We start from the raw sequence: 25,994 nt of genomic DNA, 5'->3' as shown, positions 1-25,994 counted from the left end.
GACTATAGCGCAAAGCGCTGGTGGAAACGCCAATAGCGTCCTGCTTTTGAGATTAATTCGTCATGCGTGCCCGACTCAATAATCTGCCCCTGGTCCATCACGCAGATACGATCCATTGTTGCCAGGCCACTGAGGCGATGGGTCACCATGATTACCGTCTTACCCTGACTGACCTGACGCAACAGCGTCAATATCTGCTGTTCGGTGGTGGCATCCAGGCCTTCGGTGGGCTCATCAAGCAACCACAGATCGCCGTTGTGCAACAGGGCGCGCGCAATGGCCAGGCGACGCAGTTCGCCTCCCGACAGCGGGCGGCCACCTTCGCCCATCCACGCGTTGAGCCCTTCATCATGTTCCGCCAAATGGGTGAGTCCAACCTGATGCAGGACTGCATTCAGTTGTTCATCACTGGCGGCAGGGTGTGCCAGCAGCAAATTATCGCGTAACGTCTGACTAAACAGATGCACGCGCTGCGTGACCACGCTGATACGTTGACGCAGACTTTTTTCGTCCCACTCGGCAAGGGGAATATTATTTAGTCGAATGTCGCCCTGCTGCGCCTGCCAGCCACGCGTGATCAATGCCAGCAAACTGGATTTGCCGCAGCCGGTGGGGCCGAGCAGTGCCAGATGCTCACCGGTTCGTAGCGAAAGCGAGAAGTGCCTGAGTACCGGCTCCGGTCGCTGCGGATAGCTGAAAGTGATCTTTTCCAGCGTCAGGCTGATACCCGAACCAGAGGACACGGTCGAGGAGGGAAAACGAATCAGAGGCGCTTGCTCAATGATTTCCTGTACGCGCTGTGCCGCGCCACTGACCTGCGAAAGCGGCAAAAATGCGCCTGCTACCGGTGCCAGCGCTTCAAATGCCGCCAGGCCGCAGAACACGAAAAGCGCGATGAATGCGCCAGGTGCGCTATCGCCGCCTACGCCCGCTGCGGAGATCCACAGCAGCAAGACGACGGTTGAGCCGGTGATTAACAATAACAGGCTTTGCGCCAGCGCTTGCAGACGATGCTGTTGCTGCTGTGCCTGCTGCCAGCGCATCTCTTCGGCATCCAGTTTTTTACGCCATAAGACCGCAGCACCATAAATTTGCAGTTCAGCCAGTCCGGTTACCCACTGCGTCAGTTGCAAACGCCAACTGGCTTGGTGCTGGGCGATGCGATGCCCGGCTGAGGTGCCTAATCGCCAGAACAGCGGCGGCATGAGCAAAAGCGTCAGCAGCATCATTCCGCCCAACAGCAGCGCCAGTGGCACATCCAATATCGCCAGACCGCAAGTGACCACCACTATCACTACCGCCGCACCGACCAGCGGTGAAATGACGCGCAGATAGAGATGGTCTAACGTATCGACATCACTGACAAAGCGGTTAAGCAGTTCGCCCTGTCTGAAACAGGCCAGTTGTTCGGGGGCCAGCGCGATCAGTTTGCTAAAGGTGAACACACGCAAATGCTGCAACACCCTGAAAGTGGCATCGTGACTGACTAAGCGCTCGAAGTAACGCGACGCAGTGCGAGTGATTGCCGCTCCACGCACCCCTGCTGCGGGCAACATATAGTTGAAACTGTACAGGCCAGCCACGCCAGCCAGCGATGAGGCGGCGAGGAACCAGCCAGATAGGGTGAGCAAGCCGATACTGGCGAGCAAAGTCGCAATAGCTAAGATGATACCCAGACTTAAACGCCACGGATGACGACGAAACAGGCGCAGAAACGGCAATAGTGGATTCATCAGACAATCTCCTGCTGGCGATGCTGCACCATGGCACGCAACGGCCCGTCCTGAGCAATCAGTTGTTGCCACTGCCCCTGCTGCACCAGTTGCCCGGATTGCATCACCCAAACTTCATCCCAACTGGCAAGATCGTGAAGTTGGTGGGTGATCATGAGGGTAGTTTGCTGTGTGGCTGCCTGGTTTAATGCGCGCAACACATGCTGTTCACTTTGGCTATCAAGGCCTGAACCCGGCTCGTCCAGCAGCAGGAGTTGTGCCGGTTTTAACAGTGCACGCGCAACGGCGATGCGTTGCGCCTGGCCAACAGAAAGGCCTATTCCGCCATCGCCAATGGGTGTGTCGAGGCCTTGCGGCAAACGGGCGAGAAACTCATCCACGCCCGCCTGTTGTAAAACGCTGCGCAGTGTTGCTTCATCCATGCTGCTGTTGAGAGACAGGTTTTCGCGCAGCGTGGTCGCGGGCAAATGTGGATTTTGACCCACCCACGCCAGATGCTGCTGCCAGCTATCACGGCCAATATCCCGCAGTTCATGCCCATTGACGCACAGCGATCCTTGATAGGGTAGAAAGCCGAGCAACACATTCATCAGTGCTGATTTTCCTGCGCCACTTTGACCCACCAGCGCCACGCGTTTATTAGCCTCAAGCGTAAAATTCAGCGGCTGTGATAACGCTTCACCTTTGGCTGTCATCACAACCAAATCCTGTGCTTCAAGGCTTAAAGGGGTATCGAAAGCGACTGACAGGCTGGAGGCTGATGCTGGGATTTCCGGACTTTCGTTAAGAAAACGATCCAGTGCATCGGCGCCGCCAACGGCTTGCGCTTTAGCGTGGTAAAAAGTACCCAGATCGCGCAGCGGCTGGAAAAACTCAGGCGCCAATATCAGTGCCAGGAATCCAGCAAACAGGGTCACACCCGTTCCATAATGACCAAAATTAAGTTCGCCAAGATAGGAGAAGCCGAAATAAACCGCGACCACGGCAATCGCCAGTGAGGCAAAGAATTCCAGCACCGCGGAAGAGAGAAAAGCAAGGCGCAGCACTTCCATGGTGCGCTGACGAAAATCCGTGGTGCTTTCAGCAATCGCCTGCTGCTCAGCGGCAGCCCTGTGGAACAGGCGCAATGTTTCACGCCCGCGCAGGCGGTCATAAAAATCGCCGCTCAGACGCGCCAGCGCGAGGAAATTTCGACGATTTGCATCGGCGGCTCCCATGCCGACCATCGCCATGAAAATCGGAATCAGCGGTGCGGTCGCGAGCAGGATCAATCCTGCCGCCCAGTTAATCGGGAAGATGGCTATCAGGATGGCGAAGGGAATAAAAACGGCTAAAGACATCTGTGGCAGATATCGCGCGTAATACTCTTGCATCTCTTCAATTTGCTCAAGCAGCAGTGTTGCCCAGCTTCCCGCCGGTTTGCCCTGAACCCAGGCAGGACCTAAATCATTTAGCTTATCCAGTACCTGCTTGCGCAGAGCGCGACGGATGGCAACGCCAGCACGGTAACCTGCCATTTCCCGTGCATAGTGCAGACCCGCGCGAAGAGCAAAGCAGAACAGCAGCAGGATGAAATCAGTCAGCAGGGCACCGCGCGGTTGTTGGGCGACGATAAGATTCTGCAGCAGCGAGGCCAGCAACCAGGCTTGAGCAATAATCACCAGTGCACCGGCAAAACCGAATAGCGATGCGGCACGTAAACTGCTTGCGCCGTGGAGACGTTGCTGACGGAGCCAGCGAAGAAGATGTTGCTGCCGTGATTTTTCCATGCGAAGCCGTTTGATCACTGATGGAGAGAGGCAAAACCGGATAAAGTATCCGGAAATATTAAGCGCATGAACTTTAGCATGCAGGCAATAAAAAAGGCGACCTAAACAGGTCGCCTCTTTGCAATTATGATCAGCTTATTAACAAGTTACAGATCGGTTTTAACAAGCCCGTCAAGGTAGCGTTCTGCATCCAGCGCCGCCATACAGCCGGTACCGGCAGAGGTGATCGCCTGGCGATAAATATGATCCATCACGTCACCCGCCGCAAATACGCCTGGAATGCTGGTATGGGTCGCATTGCCCTGCAAGCCGGACTGCACTTTGATATAGCCGTTTTCCAGCGCCAGCTGGCCGTCGAAAATGGCGGTATTCGGGCTATGACCAATCGCCACAAACAGCCCGGCAACATCCAGCATTTCCGGCTCTTCACCTTTGGTGGAAAGCAGTTTCACACCGGTGACACCCATCTGATCCCCGACCACTTCTTCCAGTGTGCGATCGGTGTGCAGTACGATGTTGCCGTTGCGCACTTTATCCATCAGACGATCGATCAGGATTTTTTCCGCACGGAAGCTATCACGACGGTGAATCAAATGGACTTTCGCCGCGATATTTGCCAGGTAAAGGGCCTCTTCCACCGCGGTATTACCGCCACCAATCACCGCGACTTCCTGATTACGATAGAAGAAACCGTCACAGGTCGCACAGGCGGAAACACCTTTGCCTTTGAACGCCTCCTCCGAAGGTAGACCCAAATAACGCGCGGATGCACCGGTCGCGATGATCAGCGCGTCAGCGGTGTACTCACCGCTGTCACCCGTTAAACGGAAAGGGCGGTTTTGCAAATCAACCGTGTGGATATGGTCGAAAATAATTTCGGTGTTGAATTTTTCGGCATGCTCTTGCATACGTTCCATCAACGCCGGGCCGGTCAGATCGTTCGGATCGCCTGGCCAGTTCTCAACTTCAGTGGTCGTGGTGAGCTGACCGCCTTTTTCCAGCCCGGTAATCAATACCGGATTCAGGTTAGCGCGCGCGGCATAGACTGCCGCGGTGTATCCGGCAGGGCCGGAGCCTAAAATGAGCAGCTTACTGTGTTTGGCCGTACTCATGCGTTCCTCAGTTTTTTTGCGACAACATAGTTTTTGATTGTAGGGAAATTAGCGCAGCAAAAAAAGGTTTCAGCAATTTTGATAACAATCGCTGCAAGCGGCGTAGTCGATGAGTGCAAATTCTGCACGTCGATTGCGCCAAAAGGGGGCAATGCTCGGCAAATTCTGGTGCAGCAGCATAAAAATTCTCATTTAAAAACAGCAACCCAGAACTCTATCTGGCATCTTGTACTGAATTTGGATGTTTTACTTTGACAATCGCCTGCTGTTTTGCGAAAACATTACCAGAAGCGGAGAATATTTAGCGGTTCAAAACAGAATTTCATTTCTGTTTTGCGCGTTTTTGCCGGATAAACTCAGTCTGACATTGGTAATGACGCATGATGTGGACAGACAACATACGTCATACGGATGGAAGCGTTACTGCACAGACTTATCGTCTTCACTTCAGTAAGGCCCTGAACAATGAGCGTTTTCAGGGTGTGGCAGGTAAAGGGAAGGAATTAAGAGAGACAATAATAATGGTAGACAATAAGAAACGCCCCGGAAAAGATCTGGACCGTATCGACAGAAACATTCTGAATGAATTGCAGAAAGACGGCCGTATTTCTAATGTTGAGCTTTCAAAACGTGTTGGCTTATCACCTACGCCGTGTCTTGAGCGTGTGCGTCGCCTGGAACGTCAGGGCTTCATTTTGGGTTACACCGCACAACTGAACCCACATTATCTGGATGCTTCACTGCTGGTATTTGTTGAGATTACTCTGAATCGTGGTGCGCCAGATGTGTTTGAACAATTTAACGCCGCTGTGCAAAAACTTGAGGAAACTCAAGAGTGTCACCTCGTTTCCGGTGACTTTGACTACCTGTTGAAAACCCGTGTACCGGACATGTCCGCCTACCGTAAGCTTTTGGGTGAAACCTTGCTGCGCCTGCCGGGCGTAAACGACACCCGTACTTACGTGGTGATGGAAGAGGTCAAACAGAGCAATCGTCTGGTGATCAAAACCCGGTAATGCAGGGCAGGTGCAAAACTTGCAGGAATTCGGTACACTCCTGTGAATTCATACAGGACCAGCGTCGGGCTTGCCCGGCGCTGTTGCCTTCTTAATTTACAGGCACCTGGAGAGTTCTCTTGAGCCAGGAATATACAGAAGATAAAGACGTTTCGTTACAACCGCTGAGCAGTGGACGCAGGCTGCTGGAAGCGTTGCTCATCCTTGTGGCCCTGTTCGCCATCTATTTGATGGTGTCGCTGGTTAGCTTCAATCCTTCCGATCCAAGCTGGTCGCAGACCGCCTGGCATGAACCGATCCATAATTTGGGCGGTAGTGTCGGCGCATGGCTGGCGGATACGCTCTTATTCATTTTCGGCGTGATGGCGTATGCCATTCCTCCGGTCATCATTGGTTTGTGCTGGATTACATTCCGTCAGCGCGATCGCCAGGATTACATCGATTACTTTGCGGTGGGCTTACGCCTGATTGGCGTGCTGGCGCTGGTGGTGACCACTTGTGGTTTAGCCGCGCTGAACGTTGATGACATCTGGTACTTTGCTTCGGGCGGTGTAATTGGCAGCCTCGTCAGTAATGCGATGGCGCCCTGGTTTAGTTCTGCCGGCGGTACTTTGACGCTGATCTGCGTCTGGGCAGCAGGCATAACCTTGTACACGGGCTGGTCGTGGCTGACGATCGCCGAAAAAATCGGGAGCGTGGTGATGGGCGTACTGACCTTCGCCAGCAACCGCTCTCGTCATGACGAACCCTGGCAGGAAGAAGAGGAGTACGAAGAAGAGGAAGAGCATGCCGAACATGCTGCGCCTTCACTGCGTGCTGCGCAATCGCATGATGACGATGATGACGTTCTGCTGGCTAAACCGCGTAAGGTGGCTGAGCCTATCGCCGAACAGCTGCCGGATGATCCTCTGCTAGCCAAAGCCAGTGCCGCGACAGCCGCGGCCATTGCGGTGACCGCCGAAGCTGCACACCAGGCGCCCGTTGTGCCGTCACCCGTGGTCAATGCACCCGCCGAAGCGGCACCTGTTGCTCATACCCCTGAGGTGCCTGCGGCAGTAGCACCTGTTGCGGTACCGCCTGCGCCTGAACCGGTTATTCAACCCGCACCGCCGCTGTATCGCTTTGAAGTTCCGGGCGAACCGGCACCCTCAGCGTTTTCACCCGTTGATGACGATGAAGGGCCACGCATGGGGAACTGGCAGGATGCCGCTCAATCATCTGCTTCTCTGAACACTGCGGCAGCCGCAGCAGTGGGGGCAGCTGCTGCGAAAACGGCTTCTGCGTATACACCAGCCTTCGATGTGGTGCCGGAGCGTGATTACAATCCGCAGGTGAAGCAGGGTATTGGCCCTGAATTGCCGCGTCCGAACAAAGTTAAACTGCCAACACGTCGTGAACTGGCTTCTTACGGCATTAAGTTGCCGTCACAGCGTATGGCAGAAGACAAAGCGCGCGAAGAAGCCGAACAGCCGTTGCCTGAAATGACAGCGACCTATCATGAACCCTCACAGGATCATGAAGAGGATACCGCCTTGCAGGAAGTACACCTGCGCGAAGCGTTTGCATCTCAGCAACAGCAGCGTTATGCAGAAAGCGGACAGCATCAAGTCGAAGAAGATGAAGAGGCTTTACATCAGGCGCAGTTGGCCAATCAGTTTGCAGCTCAGCAGCAACAACGCTATCAGCAATCTGAAACCAATCAAGGCCCGGTATTTAACCTTGATACTTCATCAGCCTTTGATTTTTCGCCAATGAAAGATTTGGTCGATGACGGCCCAAGCGAGCCATTGTTTACCATCGCTGCAACGCCTGAGCCGGAAGCGCCTGCGCAGTGGCAACAACCTGCTGCACCACAATCCGAAGCGCCTGCGCAGTGGCAACAACCTGCCGCACCACAATCCGAAGCACCTGCGCAGTGGCAGCAACCTGCCGCACCGCAGCCGGAAGCACCTGTGCAGTGGCAACAACCTGCTGCACCGCAGCCAGAAGCCATGCCATCGCTGAATGAGCACAATAGCCCATGGTCGTCATCCGAGACCGAAAGCTATGCTGCGCCAGCAGAAGCGCCTCAACCGGCCGCCCCTGCGCAAGATAGCCTGTTCCATCCATTCCTGGTTCGTCATGAACGTCCGCTGGAAAAGCCTTCTACGCCGCTGCCGACGCTTGATTTGCTGACCTCTCCGCCTTCGGAAGAAGAGCCGGTGGATATGTTCGCGCTTGAGCAGACAGCACGATTGGTTGAAGCGCGTCTGGCCGATTATCGTGTGAAAGCCGAAGTCGTCGGTATTTCACCAGGTCCGGTGATCACCCGCTTTGAGCTGGATCTTGCTCCTGGCGTGAAAGCTGCGCGTATTTCTAACCTGTCGCGCGATTTGGCTCGTTCGCTTTCAGCTGTCGCGGTGCGTGTGGTTGAAGTGATTCCGGGCAAACCTTACGTCGGCCTGGAATTACCGAACAAACATCGCCAAACCGTCTATCTGCGCGAAGTGCTGGATTGCGATAAATTCCGCGATAACCCGTCACCGCTGTCGGTGGTGCTGGGTAAAGATATTTCGGGTCAACCGGTTGTGGCCGATCTGGCGAAGATGCCGCACCTGCTGGTTGCCGGCACGACCGGTTCCGGTAAGTCGGTTGGTGTGAACACCATGATCATCAGCATGCTGTATAAAGCCACACCAGAAGAAGTGCGCTTTATCATGATCGACCCGAAAATGCTGGAGCTCTCCGTCTACGAAGGCATTCCGCATTTGCTGACTGAGGTGGTCACCGACATGAAGGATGCGGCGAACGCGCTACGCTGGAGTGTGGGTGAGATGGAACGCCGCTACAAGCTAATGTCTGCGTTGGGCGTGCGTAACCTTGCCGGTTACAACGAGAAAATTGAGCAGGCTGCTACCATGGGACGCCCAATTCCAGATCCGTTCTGGAAGCCGGGTGACAGTATGGAGACCACGCCGCCTGTGCTGGAAAAACTGCCGTACATCGTAGTGTTGGTGGATGAATTCGCTGACCTGATGATGGCGGTGGGCAAGAAAGTTGAAGAGTTGATTGCTCGCCTGGCACAGAAAGCGCGTGCGGCGGGTATTCACCTGGTGCTGGCAACGCAGCGTCCGTCGGTAGATGTGATTACCGGCTTGATCAAAGCCAACATCCCAACGCGCATCGCCTTTACGGTGTCCAGTAAAATTGACTCACGTACCATTCTTGATCAAGGCGGCGCGGAATCACTGTTGGGGATGGGTGATATGCTTTACATGCCGCCTAACTCCTCAATGCCGGTGCGTGTCCATGGTGCCTTCGTGCGCGATCAGGAAGTGCATGCGGTAGTACAGGACTGGAAAGCGCGTGGACGTCCGCAATACATCGACAGCATTACCGCGGGTGAAGAGAGCGAGAGTGCAGCGGGCGGTCTTGATGGTGATGAAGAGCTTGATCCGCTGTTCGATCAGGCGGTCTCATTTGTGGTCGAGAAACGTCGCGCCTCTATCTCCGGTGTTCAGCGTCAGTTCCGTATTGGTTACAACCGTGCAGCGCGCATCATTGAACAGATGGAAGCGCAGGGTATTGTCTCTGAACCGGGCCATAATGGTAACCGCGAGGTGCTATCACCGCCGCCGCACGAGATGTAATCTAGCGCACGCCATGACTTACTTCTGGGCCAGTTAACACTGGCCCGTTGTTTATCTGCAGAACGATCCCCATATCGTTGGGAGCTTTCGGCTTTTTCTTCTGTCGAATAGACAGAGCGGCAACTACGTTTAATGCAGTAAGTGTCGGGAAACCATGAATAAGGAATCGAATCAGATGAAATTACGCGTTATTGCCTGCGGCCTGCTGGCCGGTTTTGTTTCTTCGTCGGTATTGGCGGATGCGTCGAGCGATTTGCAGCAGCGTTTGAACAAAGTGAACAGTTTCCATGCCAGCTTTAGCCAGAAAGTGACAGATGGCAGCGGTGCGAATGTGCAGGATGGTGAAGGTGAACTGTGGGTTAAACGCCCAAGTTTATTCAACTGGCATATGACCGCGCCAGACGAAAGCGTGATTATCTCCGATGGCAAAAACCTGTGGTTCTATAATCCGTTTGTTGAGCAAGCCAGCGTTAGCCTGCTGCAGAACGCCACCAGCAATACGCCGTTTATGCTGATTGCCCGTAATCAGCCAAGCGACTGGCAGCAGTACAACATCAAGCAGCAGGGTGATAATTTCGAGCTGACGCCAAAAAGCAGCGATGGCAACCTGAAGCAATTCACCATCAATGTTTCTGCCTCCGGAACCATCAACAAATTCAGTGCGATTGAGCAAGATGGTCAACACAGTGATTATCAGCTGAAGAGCCAGAAAAACGGTGCGATTAGCCCAGATAAGTTCACCTTTACACCGCCAAAAGGGGTAACGGTGGACGATCAACGTCAGTGAGGTCGCGGTGAGTAACCTGTCCCTTGATTTCGCCTCTTCAAATGAGTTCCAGCCGCTGGCCGCGCGTATGCGGCCAGCCACATTGCAGCAGTATATCGGGCAACAGCATCTGCTGGCGGCGGGTAAACCGCTGCCGCGCGCGATTGAAGCCGGGCATCTGCACTCAATGATTTTATGGGGGCCGCCAGGAACAGGGAAAACAACGCTGGCAGAGATTATTGCGCACTATGGCAAGGCGGATGTTGAGCGAATTTCTGCCGTGACATCCGGCGTGAAAGAGATCCGTGAAGCCATCGAGCGCGCCCGGCAGAATCGTCAACTGGGCCGCCGTACCATCCTGTTTGTGGATGAGGTTCATCGTTTCAATAAAAGCCAGCAGGATGCATTCCTGCCCCATATTGAAGATGGCACCATTACCTTTATCGGTGCGACTACCGAAAATCCATCTTTTGAACTCAACTCGGCACTGCTATCGCGTGCTCGTGTCTATCTGCTGAAATCGCTCACCTCTGAAGATATTGAACAGGTGCTCACCCAGGCGATGGAGGACAGTGCGCGAGGGTACGGTAATAGCGATATTCTGCTGCCAGACAACACCCGGCGTATGATTGCTGAGTTGGTTAACGGGGATGCGCGTCGTGCGCTGAATACGCTGGAAATGATGGCGGATATGGCAGAGAGCAATGCGCAAGGAAAGCGTGAGCTGACGCCACAGTTGCTGAATGAAGTCTCAGGAGAAAGGTCGGCGCGGTTTGATAACAAAGGCGATCGTTTCTACGACCTGATTTCGGCGCTGCATAAATCCGTGCGCGGTTCGGCGCCGGATGCCGCTCTCTACTGGTATGCCCGCATCATTACGGCCGGGGGTGATCCGTTGTACGTTGCACGCCGTTTATTGGCGATAGCTTCGGAAGATGTGGGCAACGCCGATCCACGCGGTATGCAGGTGGCTATTTCGGCATGGGACTGTTTCACCCGCGTCGGGCCTGCTGAAGGCGAGCGCGCCATAGCCCAGGCGATTGTTTATCTGGCCTGCGCACCCAAAAGTAATGCGGTTTATACCGCGTTCAAGGCGGCCATGCGCGATGCGCGAGAATTCCCGGATTACGATGTGCCTGAGCACCTGCGCAATGCTCCCACCAAATTAATGAAAGAGATGGGGCTGGGCAAAGAGTATCGTTATGCACATGACGAACCCAATGCTTATGCGGCCGGAGAGGTGTTCTTCCCGCCTGAAATGGCGCAAACGCGCTACTATCAACCCACCAATCGGGGGCTTGAAGGGAAAATCGGCGAAAAACTCGCCTGGTTGGCTGAACAGGATCAAAATAGCCCGATAAAACGCTACCGCTGATAAACGCCTTACGGTAAGGTGAGCAAGTATTTCAATGCATTCCAGTGGGATGCATCCCTTCATTCGTTCAACCAACCTTAATTACACAGGATAAGCATGCTCGATCCCAATCTGCTGCGTAATGAGCCAGACGCAGTCGCTGAAAAACTGGCACGCCGAGGATTCAAACTGGATGTGGAAACGCTGCGCTCGCTCGAAGAGCGTCGTAAAGTATTGCAGGTAGAAACTGAAAATCTGCAGGCAGAGCGTAATTCCCGATCCAAATCCATCGGTCAGGCCAAAGCGCGTGGGGAAGACATCGAGCCACTGCGTCAGGAAGTGAACGTGCTGGGCGAACGCCTGGATGCGGCGAAGGTTGAGCTGGATACACTGCAAAATACCATCCGCGATTTTGCCCTCTCGTTGCCTAACCTGCCGGCCGATGAAGTGCCGCTGGGTAAAGATGATACTGAGAACCAGGAAGTCAGCCGCTGGGGTCAGCCCCGCCAGTTCGATTTCCCGGTAAAAGACCACGTTGAGTTGGGTGAAGCGGTTAAAGGCCTGGATTTCGCTGCCGCAGTGAAACTGACCGGTTCACGCTTTATCGTGATGCAGGGGCACATCGCTCGCCTGCACCGTGCGCTTAGCCAGTTCATGATTGATCTGCATACTCAGCAGCACGGGTATCTGGAAACCTACGTGCCGTATCTGGTTAACCATGAGACGCTGTTTGGTACGGGTCAATTACCTAAGTTTGGTGAAGACCTGTTCCACACCAAGCCTTTGGGTGAAGAAGCGGGCAGCAGCAACTACGCACTGATCCCGACGGCGGAAGTGCCGCTGACCAACCTGGTGCGTGATGAGATCGTGGAAGAAGAAAATCTGCCGATTAAACTCACTGCGCACACGCCATGCTTCCGTTCTGAAGCGGGTTCTTATGGACGCGACACGCGTGGTCTGATCCGTATGCACCAGTTCGATAAAGTTGAGATGGTGCACATTGTTGCGCCAGAAACGTCAATGGACGCGCTGGAAGAGCTGGTTGGCCACGCCGAGAAAGTGCTTCAATTGCTGAATCTGCCATACCGTAAAGTACTGCTGTGCACTGGTGATATGGGCTTTGGTTCAGCCAAAACCTACGATCTGGAAGTATGGTTGCCGGCGCAGGATACTTATCGTGAGATCTCCTCTTGTTCCAACATGTGGGATTTCCAGGCGCGTCGCATGCAGGCTCGCTGCCGCAGTAAAACCGATAAGAAACCGCGTCTGGTACATACGCTTAACGGTTCGGGACTGGCAGTAGGTCGTACGCTGGTTGCGGTGCTGGAAAACTACCAGCAGGCTGACGGCCGTATCGAAGTACCAGAAGTGCTGCGTCCTTATATGGGCGGACTGGAAATCATTGGTTAACCCCAGCTTTCTGATAGTAAAACCCGGCAATGCCGGGTTTTTTGTTTTTAGCTTCAGCCGATTATTTTTTAGTAAGAATTAATCAGAAATAAACGTTATCGTCAGCAGACTTCCTCAAAACACTAAAATCCATAAATTCATGCAGATAGCATTGAGTTTTTATGATGATATATCTCCTCTAAGCTGCTGAAGATAAAAATAATAAATTGTTCAGCAGCAAATTGTGCGGCGGCGATTTTTTGCCCGTTGACTTTAAAATAGCGAATGGCAAACTGCGCGCAATTATCTTCATTTCTTTGGTTTTTAATCCCTATGTCTACCTGGTCGCGCCCCGTCGTGTTGCTGCTTTGCGGCTTAATGCTCATGACGGTGTCTATTGCTGTGCTGAATACGCTGGTACCGCTTTGGCTTACCCATGATCAACTGCCGACATGGCAGGTGGGTATGGCCAGTTCAGCCTATTACACCGGGAATCTGCTGGGGACGCTGCTCGCAGGCTGGTTGATCAACCGCTATGGTTTTAATCGCTGTTTTTATCTGGCCAGCGCGCTGTTTGCCGTGGCGACCATGGGAATGGCGCTGTTAGAGGGTTTCTACAGCTGGACTGCGCTGCGTTTTGTTGCGGGTGTCGGTTGTGCGCTGATCTGGGTGGTGGTGGAGAGTGCGTTGCTGTGCAGTGGTACAGTGCGTAATCGCGGTCAGTTGTTGGCTGCCTATATGATTGTCTATTATCTCGGCACAGTGGCGGGCCAGTTGCTGGTGAGCCGCGTTTCGACTGAACTTCTGCATGTCATTCCATGGGTCACCGCGCTGATCGTCTGCGCTGTGCTGCCAGTGGTCTTCCTGCGTGTTAATGCCAGCTCAGCGACTGAAGAGGCTTCTACCGGTCGCATCTGGACCATGTTGCGCCGTCGCAGCTCGCGTCTGGGCATCAACGGCTGCATTATTTCCGGTATCGTACTGGGCTCACTGTATGGTCTGATGCCGTTGTATCTGTCGCATCGGGGAATGAGTGATGCCAACGTCGGTTACTGGATGGCGCTGCTGGTGAGTTCGGGCATTGTAGGTCAGTGGCCGGTGGGACGTCTTGCCGACCGTTTTGGGCGCCTGATGGTGTTGCGCGTTCAGGTGTTTGTGGTGATTCTGGGTGCCATCGCCATGTTGGGCGATACTGCCATGGCGCCTGCACTGTTTGTTTTGGGGCTGGCTGGCTTCACGCTCTATCCAGTGGCGATGTCATGGGCATGTGAAACCGTTGCGCATCATGAGCTGGTTGCCATGAATCAGGCGCTGTTGTTTAGCTACACCATCGGCAGCCTGGTCGGGCCGGGTATGACATCGATGCTGATGCAAAATTACTCTGACCGTTTGCTGTTTGTGATGATTGCCGCTGTGGCACTGGTCTATCTGGTGATGCTGCTGCGTAAAGCTGACCAGCATGCCACGCCAATCGCACATGCTTAATATCTGAATGAACCAATGAAAAAAGGGAGCGGTAAGCTCCCTTTTTTGTCAGTACATCACTTCGTGACCATATCCTGCCAGAATATTTTTGACCCGTTCCATCGTCTCTTTACTGGGTGGTTTTACCCCATCCAGCTTGTACTCTTCGCCCATGGCGATCCATTTGTGCTTACCTAACTCATGGTAGGGTAGCAGCTCAATTTTCTCGACGTTCTCCATATCCTTAGTGAATGCACCCAGTCGATGGGCAGAGTCATCATCATCGGAATAGCCAGGCACGACCACAAAGCGAATCCAGGTACGTTTGCCTTTCTTCTGCAGATAGCGCGCGAAATCGAGGGTGCGATGATTAGAGACGCCAACCAGAATCTGGTGCACATCATCATTAATTTGTTTTAGGTCGAGCATCACCAGATCGGTGGCATCCAGCAGTTCGTCAATCACCGGATCGTAACGACGTACAAAGCCGTTAGTATCCAGGCAGGTGTGAATGCCTTCTGCCTTACAGGCACGGAACCAATCACGCACAAACTCGGCTTGTAAGATTGCTTCCCCACCTGATGCCGTTACTCCTCCGCCAGAGGCATTCATAAAGTGACGATACGACAGTGCATCTTTCATCAGGTCGTCCACCGTGACTTCTTTGCCACCGTGAGTGTCCCAGGTGTCGCGATTATGGCAGTAGAGGCAGCGCATCAGACAGCCCTGGAAGAAGGTGATAAAACGGATGCCGGGACCGTCAACGGTGCCGCAGGATTCAAATGAGTGGATACGACCGATGGTTGACATTGCGATGTATTCTCCGGGTTAGCCTCAACATCAGGCGGCACAATCTGTGTTGTGCTCTTGGATTAAAGTCGATTTTGCGAGGCTGCCAGCGAAAGCAAACTGGCAAAACAGACTTGTGGAGAAAAGGCTCCCGCAGGAGCCTTTACATTTCAGTGAGGATTACAGGGACTGAGTGAACGTACGGGTAATCACATCCTGCTGCTGCTCTTTGGTCAGCGAGTTAAAGCGCACAGCATAACCGGAAACACGAATGGTCAGCTGAGGATATTTCTCCGGATGTTCCATCGCATCCAGCAGCATCTCACGGTTCATAACGTTGACGTTAAGGTGCTGACCCCCCTCGATATTGGCTTCATGGTGGAAGTAGCCATCCATCAAGCCCGCAAGGTTGGTTTTACGCACATTATCATCTTTACCGAGTGCATTAGGCACGATGGAGAAGGTGTAAGAAATACCATCTTTCGCATAGGCAAACGGCAGTTTGGCTACCGAAGTCAGAGAAGCCACCGCACCTTTCTGATCGCGACCGTGCATTGGGTTAGCACCTGGACCGAATGGCGCACCTGCACGACGACCGTCAGGGGTGTTACCGGTTTTCTTACCGTATACCACGTTAGAGGTGATGGTCAGCACAGACTGCGTTGGCACCGCATTACGATAGGTTTGCAGTTTCTGAATTTTCTTCATGAAACGTTCAACCAGGTCACACGCCATATCATCGACACGTGAATCGTTGTTACCAAACTGCGGATACTCGCCTTCAATCTCGAAATCTACGGCCAGACCATCCGCATCACGCACGGTTTTTACTTTGGCATATTTAATGGCAGAGAGGGAATCCGCCGCCACTGACAAGCCTGCGATACCACACGCCATGGTGCGATAGACGTCACGGTCATGCAGCGCCATCAGTGAAGCTTCGTAGCTGTACTTATCATGCATGTAATGGATGATATTCAATGAGGTGACATACTGTTTAGCCAGCCAATCCATGAAGTGATCCAGACGTGCCATCACAATGTCGAAATCCAGAATTTCATCAGTAATTGGCGTCTCTTTCGGGCCAACCTGCATTTTCAGTTTTTCGTCCACGCCACCGTTGATTGCATACAGCAGTGTTTTAGCCAGGTTGGCGCGGGCGCCGAAGAACTGCATCTGTTTGCCGACAATCATTGGGCTCACACAGCAGGCGATCGCGTAGTCATCGTTATCAAAGTCAGGGCGCATCAGATCGTCATTCTCATACTGCAATGAAGACGTATCGATAGAGACTTTGGCTGCATATTTTTTGAAGTTAACCGGCAGTTTTTCTGACCACAGAATGGTCATGTTAGGTTCCGGTGACGGGCCCATGGTGTACAAGGTATTCAGGAAGCGGAAGGTACTTTTGGTGACTAAAGTACGGCCATCGACACCCATACCGGCCAGAGACTCGGTTGCCCAGATTGGGTCACCTGAGAACAATTCGTCATATTCTGGGGTACGCAGGAAACGCACCATACGCAGTTTCATCACCAGGTGGTCAATTAACTCCTGCGCGCCTTCTTCAGTCAGTTTGCCCGCTTTAATATCACGGTCGATATAAACATCAAGGAAGGTGGATACGCGACCGAATGACATCGCGGCGCCGTTCTGTGATTTCACAGCGGCCAGATAGCCGAAGTAGGTCCACTGTACAGCCTCTTGCGCTGTGGTCGCGGGCAGAGAAATATCAGAGCCGTATTTGGCTGCCATTTCTTTAATCTGACCAAGCGCACGGTGTTGCTCGGAGATTTCTTCACGCAGGCGGATAGTGGCTTCAAGATTGACACCATTTTCCATATCGCTTTGCAGTGAATTGAACTGCGCCACTTTATCTTTCATCAGATAATCGATGCCGTACAGCGCCACGCGGCGATAGTCACCGATGATACGACCACGACCATAAGCATCTGGCAGACCGGTCAATACACCGGATTTACGGCAGCGCAGAATGTCCGGAGTATAGACATCGAACACGCCCTGGTTATGGGTTTTACGATAGTCGGTGAAGACTTTTTTCAGGGCAGGGTCGAGTTCACGGCCATAAACTTTGCAAGAACCTTCGACCATTTTGATGCCGCCAAATGGGATAATGGCGCGTTTCAGCGGTGCTTCAGTCTGCAGACCTACAATGGTCTCCAGCGACTTATTGATATAACCCGCATCATGTGAAGTGATGGTTGAAGCCAGGTCGGTATCGAAATCAACCGGTGCATGAGTGCGGTTCTCAATCTTGATACCTTCCAGCACGCTGTCCCACAGTTTAGTGGTGGCTGGTGTGGCGCCCGCGAGGAAAGATTCGTCACCTTCATAGGGGGTGTAGTTTTTCTGGATAAAGTCACGGACGTTGACACCGTTCTGCCATTCGCCGGCGCTAAATCCTTCCCAGGCTGACGCCATTTTTTCGTTAAGTTCGGACATGATATACCTGCCTTATTTAGGGAGACTCTGACGATGACGTGCCCTCTGGCACGCCCGTTTTAATTTCTTAATGCACCGGATCATCACCGCGCAGATAGATGACCCAGTAGGTCAAACCGACTAACAATCCGCCACCGATAATGTTGCCGATTGTCACTGGAATGAGGTTATTAACAATAAAGTCGCCAACGCTGAGAGAGGGGAACTGTGCGGCGCTGGAACCGGCCATTTGCCAGAATTCCGGGCTGGCGAAGTCGCGAATGACGATTGCCATCGGAACCAAAAACATGTTGGCGATACTGTGCTCAAAGCCGCTGGCGACGAACATCCCGACGGGCAAAATCATGGCGAACATTTTGTCGAACAGACTGCGGCCGGAGTAACTCATCCACACCGCCAGGCAAACCATCAGGTTAGCGAGTGTGCCGAGGCTAACGGCTTCAATAAACGTGTGATGCATTTTGTGGTCGGCGGTTTGCAGGACATTCAATCCCCACGCGCCATTGGCAACCATATGTTCACCTGCTAACCAAATCAGTGCGACAAAGAACAGCGCACCAAACAGGTTACCGATATAGACATTCAGCCAATGACGACCGAGTTGCATCCAGGTGATGCGCCCGCTGGCTTTCGCCACCACAATCAAAACCGTCGAAGTGAACAGGTCCGCGCCACATACCACAACCAGCATCAAACCCAGAGAGAAGCAGATACCGCCAATCAGTTTCGCAATACCGTAGGGCATGGCGCCACTGCCCGTGGTGGCCGTAATGTAGAAAACAAACGCGATAGAAATAAATACGCCAGCAGTGATGGCTAAGAAGAAGGTGGTTAAAGGATGTTTAGTGGCTTTATAGACGCCGGCATCTTCAGCAACTTTCGCCATGGCCGCGGGTAATAATGCATTAAAAGGGTTGTCAGCTTTCACACTAACGCTCTCCTGAAATTGTCTGTAAAGATACTAACAAAGGAGTATAGGTCAGGAATTGATGTGGATCATAAATGGCAGGGAGGTACGGGGTAAGCGAGGCGTTAAGTTAAAGGATATACACTTAACTTATTGAATAATATAAACTAAAAATTTTTTAATTTATGCAAAATAAGTTTAATGATTGGTCTTTGAGAGTGACTCAATGTTAATTCAGTTTAACCAATGAAACTGAATTGTTAATAATCAATATTCAATGTTGAATATGACAATGTGAAGCAAAAAAAATGGCACCGGGGTTAATCAGTGCCATTCTCAACGTTAGCAAAAATATCGCGCTAAGCGTTCGTGAATATTACTTTGACCAGTAATTGCGCTTTGCTGCCTGCAGTTTTTCATAGGCGGCCAGCAGGGCCTGATGCGCCGGGAAGGCTTTCAGATCGAGGTCCACTGCCTGCAAGCCGTAGAATGGCGCTTCACCGCTGATCGCTGCAGAAGCGGCATCAACAGCGGCTTCGCCATACATCCGCACAAAGGCACGATGATATTGCAGCGGATCGCGTTCTTCTTCCATGGCGAGCAATAGCAGGGTTTGCAGGCAACGGTAATAGTTGGCGCGTTCGGCGCTGAAGATTGACTGGTTGAACTCCATGGTCCACTCCGTCCAGATCAGAGCCTGATCCAAATCTCCGCCCGCCAATGCTAGCATGGCTTTCAACTCGCCAATACGCAGGGTGTACCAGCCATTGTCTTTACCTGACGCCAGACCCAGCAGCTCACGGACGCGAGTGAAGTCGTCATGACCTTCTTCATCCAACTGCTCGATGAGGTTCAGATACGCTTCCGGTTCCCACTCACTGGCTGGCAGCGCCAGCAAGGTTTCACGCAGCGGCGCGCCCATGCTGTTGTTGGCCAATAACAGGTCTTCTGCCGGATAAATATCTGACATGCCCGGTACGATGATACGGCAGGCGTAAACGCCCAGATGCTCATAATCCGCGATGTAAACCTCTTGACCTTCCGCGCGGAAGATGGCCATCAGCGTATCAAACTCTTCATGCGTGCTGCCTGAGAAGCTCCAGTCGACGAAAGGATAATCCGCATCGTCTTTGAACATGTCCCAGGAGATTAAACCACTGGAATCGATAAAGTGGGTTTCCAGGTTGGCGTGTTCAGCCACTTCTTCATCATCGAAGGTTGGTGGGGTGAAGACATCCAGGTCTTTCAGTCCACGGCCCTGGAGCAGTTCAGTAACGGTACGTTCCAATGCCACACCAAAGTCTGGGTGCGCGCCGAATGAAGCAAAGCAAGTGCCGTTGGCCGGGTTGAACAACACTACGCAGATAACCGGGTACTTGCCGCCCAGCGAAGCATCGTAAGAGAAGATCGGGAAACCTTCGGCTTCCAGACGTTCAATCGCCTCAATCACGCCGGGGTAGCGCTGCATCACTTCAGCAGGGATTTCTGGCAGGCTAATTGACTCAGCGATAATGCGGTTTTTAATGTGGCGCTCAAAGACTTCAGACAGGCCCTGTACACGCGCTTCGTTCGCGGTGTTACCGGCAGACATGCCGTTAGAAACATACAGGTTGCCTATGATGTTCATCGGGATGTAGACCGTCTGCTGGTCGGATTGACGGGTAAATGGCAGGCCGCAGATACCACGGTCAACATTACCTGACTGCAGGTCAATCAGATCTGAGGCGCTCAGGCTATCTTCAGGATCGTAAAATTTCTGCAGACGCGCATCCAGAATGCCTGCTGGCAAGCTGTCATCGTCGGTCAATGGGAACCACTTCTCATTCGGGTAGTGAACGAAATCGCCGTTGGCGATGGACTGACCGAGCCAGAAATCGGCGAAGAAGTAGTTGGTTGAGAGACGCTCAAAATATTCGCCTAACGCCGAAGCCAGTGCCGCTTTCTTACTGGCACCTTTACCATTGGTAAAGCACAGCGGGCAGTCGCGATCGCGGATATGCACAGACCAGACGTGTGGAACCGGGTTCAGCCAGGAGGCTTCTTCAATGTTGAAGCCCAGGTCCTGCAGTTTGTGCTGGAAACGTGCGATGGAGTCTTCCAGTGCGGCGTCTTTTCCTGGAATAAACGTTTGCGTCATGTTGGCGCTCTCTCAAGTCGATGGGGTGGGCGTAAAGCGCGCAATGATACGGGTTTTGCGCCTGCTTCGCTATTCAGTGGTCTAAATTTATCGCGGTATTGTCACGGCTATTTCATCACCTGGCAGCATTCTGATTTTACTTCGGGAAACTCCCTCACAAAATTCCGTGGCTTATTGCATTTATGACATAAGCTGCGGTGGAGCCCGCCCCGGAATTGTGATCGCTATCGGATTAATGATTGCAGCCATTCGGAGGCAATGATAAAACCGATACGGTATTCATAACCGTTCGATATGACAGTGGTGAGGGGAAATGACGCAGGTTTATAATTTTAGCTCCGGCCCAGCGATGCTGCCGGTAGAAGTGCTCCGTCGTGCAGAACAAGAACTGACAAACTGGCACGGATTAGGCACCTCTGTAATGGAGATCAGCCATCGCAGTAAAGAGTTCATTGCTGTCGCTGAAGCCGCAGAACAGGATTTTCGCGATCTGCTGAAGATCCCATCGAACTACAAAGTTTTATTCTGCCATGGCGGCGCTCGCGCGCAGTTCGCAGCTATCCCTGGTAACCTGTTAGGTGATGCGAAATCCGCTGACTACATTGATGGTGGCTACTGGGCACATAGCGCGATCAAAGAAGCGGAAAAATATTGCTCTCCGAACACCATCGACGTCAAAACCACGCTTGACGGTAAACGTGCTTTGTTACCAATGCGTGAATGGCAGTTGAACGATGATGCCGCCTATGTGCATTTCTGCCCGAATGAAACCATTGATGGTATTGCTATCGATGAAGAGCCTGACTTTGGTGACAAAGTCGTGGTGGCTGATCTTTCTTCAACCATCATGTCTCGCCCAATCGATGTCAGCCGTTACGGTGTGATCTACGCGGGCGCACAGAAAAACATCGGTCCAGCGGGATTAACGCTGGTGGTGGTGCGAGAGGATCTGCTGGGCAAAGCGCAGCGTTATGTGCCGTCTATCCTTGATTACAAGGTGCTGGCTGAAAACGAATCCATGTTCAACACACCGCCGACTTTTGCCTGGTACCTCTCTGGTCTGGTATTCAAATGGCTGAAAGAGAAGGGCGGTGTTGCTGAGATGGATAAGGTCAATCAGGCGAAAGCAGACCTGCTCTATGGCGTCATTGATAACAGCAGCTTCTACCGTAACGATGTTGCCGCTGCGAACCGTTCACGTATGAACGTGCCGTTCCAGCTGGCTGATGCCGCGCTGGACAAAGTGTTTCTGGACGAGTCTCTGCAGGCAGGCCTGCATGCACTGAAAGGACACCGCGTGGTTGGCGGTATGCGTGCGTCGATCTACAATGCGATGCCGCTGGAAGGGGTGAAAGCCCTGACTGAGTTCATGATCGACTTCGAACGTCGTCACGGCTAATTACTCATCATCGGCCAGCCTGGCTGGCCACTGGCCCCGTTAAACAACGGGGTTTTGTCTTTTCTGGAGATTTGGTTTCACATGCAGGACTCCCTGACTCTACAACCGATTGCTCGCGTTGACGGCACGGTAAACTTACCGGGTTCAAAAAGCGTTTCTAACCGCGCATTGTTACTGGCTGCGTTGGCAAATGGCACAACTCGCCTGACCAATTTGCTGGATAGCGATGATGTCAAACACATGCTGAATGCGCTGAAGGCGCTGGGCGTTAACTACACGCTCTCTGCTGATCGTACCGTGTGCGAAGTGGTGGGAAATGCAGGTCCGCTGCACAGTGATCAGGCTCTGGAACTCTTTCTGGGCAACGCTGGTACTGCCATGCGTCCGCTGGCTGCCGCACTGTGCCTGGGTCAACAGTCGATTGTACTGACTGGCGAACCACGCATGAAAGAGCGCCCAATTGGTCATCTGGTGGATGCGCTGCGTCAGGGCGGAGCCAATATTGATTACCTGGAGCAGACGGATTATCCGCCGCTGCGTCTGAACGGCGGGTTTGTCGGTGGTGAAGTCAGTGTGGACGGTAGTGTTTCCAGCCAGTTTCTGACAGCGTTGCTGATGACCGCGCCGCTGGCACCGAAAGACACTGTGATTACCATCAAAGGTGATCTGGTCTCTAAGCCGTACATTGATATTACACTGCACCTGATGCGTTGTTTTGGTGTCGAAGTCGATAACCAGAACTACCAGCGCTTTGTGGTGAAAGGCCAGCAACAGTATCAATCTCCGGGCGATTATCTGGTGGAGGGCGATGCCTCATCTGCCTCTTATTTCCTCGCCGCCGCTGCCATTAAAGGTGGAACGGTTCGTGTAACCGGGATTGGCCGTAATAGCGTTCAGGGCGACATCCGTTTTGCCGATGTGCTGGAAAAAATGGGCGCGGTGATTGAATGGGGTGATGACTATATTGCCTGCACACGAGGTTCTCTCTCCGCGATTGATATGGACATGAACCATATTCCTGATGCGGCGATGACCATTGCTACCACGGCGTTGTTCGCGGAAGGCACGACCTTGATGCGTAACATTTACAACTGGCGCGTAAAAGAGACCGACCGTTTAGCGGCGATGGCGACCGAATTGCGCAAAGTGGGTGCGGAAGTTGAAGAGGGTCACGATTTCATTCGTGTCACTCCACCGGCTCAGCTTCAGCATGCGGATATTGGCACTTATAACGATCACCGTATGGCGATGTGCTTTGCTCTCGTGGCGTTATCGGACACGCCTGTCACCATTCTTGATCCAGGCTGCACAGCTAAAACCTTCCCGGATTACTTCCAGCAGTTGGCTAAAATCAGCCAGACTTCTTGATCCCGCTACCCGGTACGCTTGTGCCGGGTTTCCTCGCTCTATTGTGGCCTTATTGGGCGGAAATTCTTCTGAATCTGTCGAAAATTCTGGCGCTGTCTACGCTAAAGGGTAACTAACCTGACGCGGGCAGCGTATAATGCCGCGCATTCAAACAGCCAAGAAGGCTGATAATAAGCACGCAGCAACAGGAGAGAACAATGACGGCAATCGCCCCGGTAATTACCATTGATGGCCCAAGTGGCGCAGGTAAAGGGACTTTGTGTAAAGCGATGGCGGAGTCATTGCAGTGGCACTTGCTGGATTCTGGTGCCATTTATCGCGTACTTGCATTGGCTGCACTTCATCATCAGGTGGATATTGAATCCGAAGAAGCATTAGTGCCTATGGCCGCTCACCTTGACGTACGTTTCTTGTCCGTAGAAGGTGAGATGCAGGTCATTTTAGAAGGTGAGGATGTGACCGGTGAAATCCGCACGCAGGAAGTGAGTAATACGGCTTCGCGGGTTGCTGCCTTCCCACGCGTGCGTGAAGCATTGCTGCGTCGCCAGCGAGCATTCCGTGAAGATCCGGGCTTAATTGCAGATGGCCGTGATATGGGCACAGTCGTGTTCCCCGATGCACCGGTAAAAATCTTCCTTGATGCAAGTTCAGAAGAGCGTGCTCATCGACGTATGCTACAGTTGCAGGAGAAGGGCTTTAATGTTAACTTTGATCGCCTTTTATCCGAGATAAAGGAACGCGACGACCGCGATCGTAATCGTGCAATCGCGCCTTTAGTGCCTGCCGCTGATGCTCTGGTGCTGGATTCGACCAGCATGTCCATTGAGCAAGTGATTGAAAAGGCACTTGATTATGCCCGACACAAGCTGGGCATTTAATCTATTCGGTAACTGAATTGCTGTAACCCTGTACCAGGGATCCGGTGCTGGGCATGTGAAACAACCCCATCCGACAATGACGTCAGGTGGACGTTAAATTGAAGAATCCTAAGATTATCAATATGACTGAATCTTTTGCTCAACTATTTGAAGAATCACTGAAAGAAATCGAAACCCGTCCGGGTTCCATCGTTCGTGGCGTTGTTGTCTCTATCGACAAAGACGTAGTCCTGGTTGATGCGGGTCTGAAATCTGAGTCTGCAATTCCTGCAGAGCAGTTCAAGAACGCAGCCGGCGAACTGGAAATCCAGGTTGGCGACGAAGTTGACGTTGCGCTTGACGCAGTTGAAGACGGCTTCGGTGAAACCCTGCTGTCCCGTGAGAAAGCTAAGCGTCACGAAGCTTGGATCACGCTGGAAAAAGCTTACGAAGAAGCTGAAACTGTTACCGGTGTTATCAACGGCAAAGTTAAAGGTGGCTTCACAGTTGAGCTGAACGGTATTCGTGCGTTCCTGCCAGGTTCACTGGTTGACGTTCGTCCGGTTCGCGATACTCTGCACCTGGAAGGCAAAGAGCTTGAGTTCAAAGTTATCAAGCTTGATCAGAAACGTAACAACGTGGTGGTTTCTCGCCGCGCAGTTATCGAATCTGAAAACAGCGCTGAACGCGATCAGCTGCTGGAAAACCTGCAGGAAGGCATGGAAGTTAAAGGTATCGTTAAGAACCTCACTGACTACGGCGCATTCGTGGATCTGGGTGGCGTTGACGGCCTGCTGCACATCACTGACATGGCTTGGAAACGCGTTAAGCATCCGAGCGAAATCGTCAACGTGGGCGACGAAATCACTGTTAAAGTGCTGAAGTTCGACCGCGAACGTACTCGTGTATCCCTCGGCCTGAAACAGCTGGGCGAAGATCCATGGGTTGCTATCGCTAAACGTTACCCAGAAGGCACCAAGCTGACTGGACGTGTAACCAACCTGACCGATTACGGCTGCTTCGTTGAAATCGAAGAAGGCGTTGAAGGCCTGGTACACGTTTCTGAAATGGACTGGACCAACAAAAACATTCACCCATCTAAAGTTGTTAACGTGGGCGATGTTGTTGAAGTTATGGTTCTGGACATCGACGAAGAACGTCGTCGTATCTCCCTGGGTCTGAAGCAGTGCAAAAACAACCCATGGCAGCAGTTCGCTGAGACCCACAACAAAGGCGATCGCGTTGAAGGTAAAATCAAGTCAATCACTGACTTCGGTATCTTCATCGGCCTGGACGGTGGCATCGACGGTCTGGTTCACCTGTCAGACATCTCCTGGAACGCGACTGGCGAAGAAGCCGTTCGTGAGTACAAAAAAGGCGACGAAATCGCTGCTGTTGTACTGCAGGTTGATGCAGAGCGCGAGCGCATCTCTCTGGGCGTGAAGCAGTTGGCTGAAGATCCATTCAACAACTACATCACCCTGAACAAGAAAGGCGCTATCGTTAACGGTAAAGTCACTGCAGTAGACGCTAAAGGTGCTACAGTAGAATTGGCTGATGGCGTTGAAGGTTACCTGCGCGCTTCAGAAGCTTCACTGGACCGTATTGAAGACGCAACTCTGGTTCTGAGTGTTGGTGACGACGTTGAAGCTAAATTCACCGGCGTTGACCGTAAGAACCGCGTTGTAAGCCTGTCTGTTCGTGCTAAAGACCAGGCTGATGAGAAAGAAGCTATCAACACTGTTAACACCAAACAGGAAGAAAGCAACTTCTCTAGCGCTATGGCTGAAGCGTTCAAAGCGGCTAAAGGCGAGTAATCGACCCGAGGCACCGGACGATGTC

At 52.6% G+C, this 25,994-nt stretch carries 18 protein-coding genes; 10 read left to right on the top strand and 8 right to left on the bottom strand.

Features of this window, described 5'->3' with window-relative positions:
• Positions 1 to 2 precede the first annotated feature (2 nt).
• The 3 genes from cydC to trxB all read right to left on the bottom strand — a co-directional run bounded on the left by cydC (position 3) and on the right by trxB (position 4,614).
• Positions 3 to 1,733, bottom strand: a complete 1,731-nt coding sequence (cydC, locus tag VI01_RS19025; RefSeq protein WP_045816282.1) for a cysteine/glutathione ABC transporter ATP-binding protein/permease CydC — start codon at positions 1,731 to 1,733, stop codon at positions 3 to 5.
• Positions 1,733 to 3,502, bottom strand: coding sequence for a cysteine/glutathione ABC transporter permease/ATP-binding protein CydD (gene cydD, locus VI01_RS19020; protein WP_045816281.1), 1,770 nt, complete (start codon positions 3,500 to 3,502; stop codon positions 1,733 to 1,735). The genes cydC and cydD overlap by 1 nt, the downstream gene beginning before the upstream one ends.
• A 146-nt stretch (positions 3,503 to 3,648) precedes the next feature.
• Complete coding sequence (gene trxB / locus VI01_RS19015; RefSeq protein WP_045816280.1) at positions 3,649 to 4,614, bottom strand: thioredoxin-disulfide reductase; 966 nt, start codon at positions 4,612 to 4,614, stop codon at positions 3,649 to 3,651.
• 521 nt (positions 4,615 to 5,135) lie between these two features.
• Between trxB and lrp the strand changes: the two genes are divergently transcribed.
• The 5 genes from lrp (at position 5,136) to serS (ending at position 12,789) form a co-directional block, all read left to right on the top strand.
• Positions 5,136 to 5,630, top strand: coding sequence for a leucine-responsive transcriptional regulator Lrp (gene lrp / locus VI01_RS19010; protein WP_006118610.1), 495 nt, complete (start codon positions 5,136 to 5,138; stop codon positions 5,628 to 5,630).
• Positions 5,631 to 5,749: 119 nt separating this feature from the next.
• On the top strand, positions 5,750 to 9,259 hold the full coding sequence (locus tag VI01_RS19005; RefSeq protein ID WP_045816279.1) for a DNA translocase FtsK: 3,510 nt from the start codon (positions 5,750 to 5,752) through the stop codon (positions 9,257 to 9,259).
• 175 nt (positions 9,260 to 9,434) lie between these two features.
• A complete protein-coding gene (gene lolA / locus VI01_RS19000; RefSeq protein ID WP_034820613.1) occupies positions 9,435 to 10,046 on the top strand; it encodes an outer membrane lipoprotein chaperone LolA in 612 nt (203 codons plus the stop codon).
• A gap of 7 nt (positions 10,047 to 10,053) precedes the next feature.
• A complete protein-coding gene (locus tag VI01_RS18995) occupies positions 10,054 to 11,400 on the top strand; it encodes a replication-associated recombination protein A (protein WP_045816278.1) in 1,347 nt (448 codons plus the stop codon).
• A gap of 96 nt (positions 11,401 to 11,496) precedes the next feature.
• Entirely contained in the window at positions 11,497 to 12,789 is a 1,293-nt protein-coding gene (gene serS / locus VI01_RS18990) for a serine--tRNA ligase (protein WP_045816277.1), read from the top strand.
• A gap of 137 nt (positions 12,790 to 12,926) precedes the next feature.
• Here serS and VI01_RS25640 read toward each other — a convergent pair whose 3' ends face one another.
• Entirely contained in the window at positions 12,927 to 13,154 is a 228-nt protein-coding gene (locus tag VI01_RS25640) for a hypothetical protein (RefSeq protein WP_197079609.1), read from the bottom strand.
• On the opposite strand from VI01_RS25640, the gene VI01_RS18985 reads away from it, so the two are divergent.
• Positions 13,102 to 14,253, top strand: coding sequence for an MFS transporter (locus VI01_RS18985; RefSeq protein WP_045816276.1), 1,152 nt, complete (start codon positions 13,102 to 13,104; stop codon positions 14,251 to 14,253). The genes VI01_RS25640 and VI01_RS18985 overlap by 53 nt on opposite strands.
• Positions 14,254 to 14,301: 48 nt before the next feature.
• Here the strand turns inward: VI01_RS18985 and pflA are convergent, their stop codons facing one another.
• From pflA to ycaO, 4 genes are all read right to left on the bottom strand, one after another.
• Positions 14,302 to 15,042 (bottom strand): pyruvate formate lyase 1-activating protein, encoded by a 741-nt coding sequence (pflA, locus tag VI01_RS18980; RefSeq protein WP_038647833.1) that lies wholly within the window; start codon positions 15,040 to 15,042, stop codon positions 14,302 to 14,304.
• A gap of 159 nt (positions 15,043 to 15,201) precedes the next feature.
• Positions 15,202 to 17,484: a formate C-acetyltransferase gene (gene pflB, locus VI01_RS18975; protein ID WP_045816275.1), complete on the bottom strand. Its 2,283-nt coding sequence runs from the start codon at positions 17,482 to 17,484 to the stop codon at positions 15,202 to 15,204.
• Between the two features lie 67 nt (positions 17,485 to 17,551).
• Complete coding sequence (gene focA, locus VI01_RS18970; RefSeq protein WP_038647829.1) at positions 17,552 to 18,412, bottom strand: formate transporter FocA; 861 nt, start codon at positions 18,410 to 18,412, stop codon at positions 17,552 to 17,554.
• 355 nt (positions 18,413 to 18,767) lie between these two features.
• Positions 18,768 to 20,528: a 30S ribosomal protein S12 methylthiotransferase accessory factor YcaO gene (gene ycaO, locus VI01_RS18965; RefSeq protein WP_045816274.1), complete on the bottom strand. Its 1,761-nt coding sequence runs from the start codon at positions 20,526 to 20,528 to the stop codon at positions 18,768 to 18,770.
• Positions 20,529 to 20,841: 313 nt separating this feature from the next.
• Here ycaO and serC point away from each other — a divergent pair, with 313 nt between their 5' ends.
• The 4 genes from serC (at position 20,842) to rpsA (ending at position 25,969) form a co-directional block, all read left to right on the top strand.
• Positions 20,842 to 21,927, top strand: a complete 1,086-nt coding sequence (gene serC, locus VI01_RS18960; protein WP_045816273.1) for a 3-phosphoserine/phosphohydroxythreonine transaminase — start codon at positions 20,842 to 20,844, stop codon at positions 21,925 to 21,927.
• 81 nt (positions 21,928 to 22,008) lie between these two features.
• Positions 22,009 to 23,295 carry a 3-phosphoshikimate 1-carboxyvinyltransferase gene (gene aroA / locus VI01_RS18955; protein WP_045816272.1) on the top strand — a complete coding sequence of 429 codons (1,287 nt, stop codon included), beginning with the start codon at positions 22,009 to 22,011 and terminating at the stop codon, positions 23,293 to 23,295.
• Between the two features lie 197 nt (positions 23,296 to 23,492).
• Positions 23,493 to 24,173 (top strand): (d)CMP kinase, encoded by a 681-nt coding sequence (gene cmk, locus VI01_RS18950; RefSeq protein WP_045816271.1) that lies wholly within the window; start codon positions 23,493 to 23,495, stop codon positions 24,171 to 24,173.
• 122 nt (positions 24,174 to 24,295) lie between these two features.
• Entirely contained in the window at positions 24,296 to 25,969 is a 1,674-nt protein-coding gene (gene rpsA / locus VI01_RS18945) for a 30S ribosomal protein S1 (protein WP_034820570.1), read from the top strand.
• The last annotated feature ends 25 nt before the right edge of the window (positions 25,970 to 25,994 follow it).

Origin of the sequence: Pantoea sp. SM3 (genome assembly GCF_000963995.1) — a bacterium.
Classification (GTDB): domain Bacteria; phylum Pseudomonadota; class Gammaproteobacteria; order Enterobacterales; family Enterobacteriaceae; genus Pantoea; species Pantoea rwandensis_B.
The sequence above is the reverse complement of the archived record's forward strand: the minus strand, read 5'-3'. Positions and strand labels throughout refer to the sequence as shown.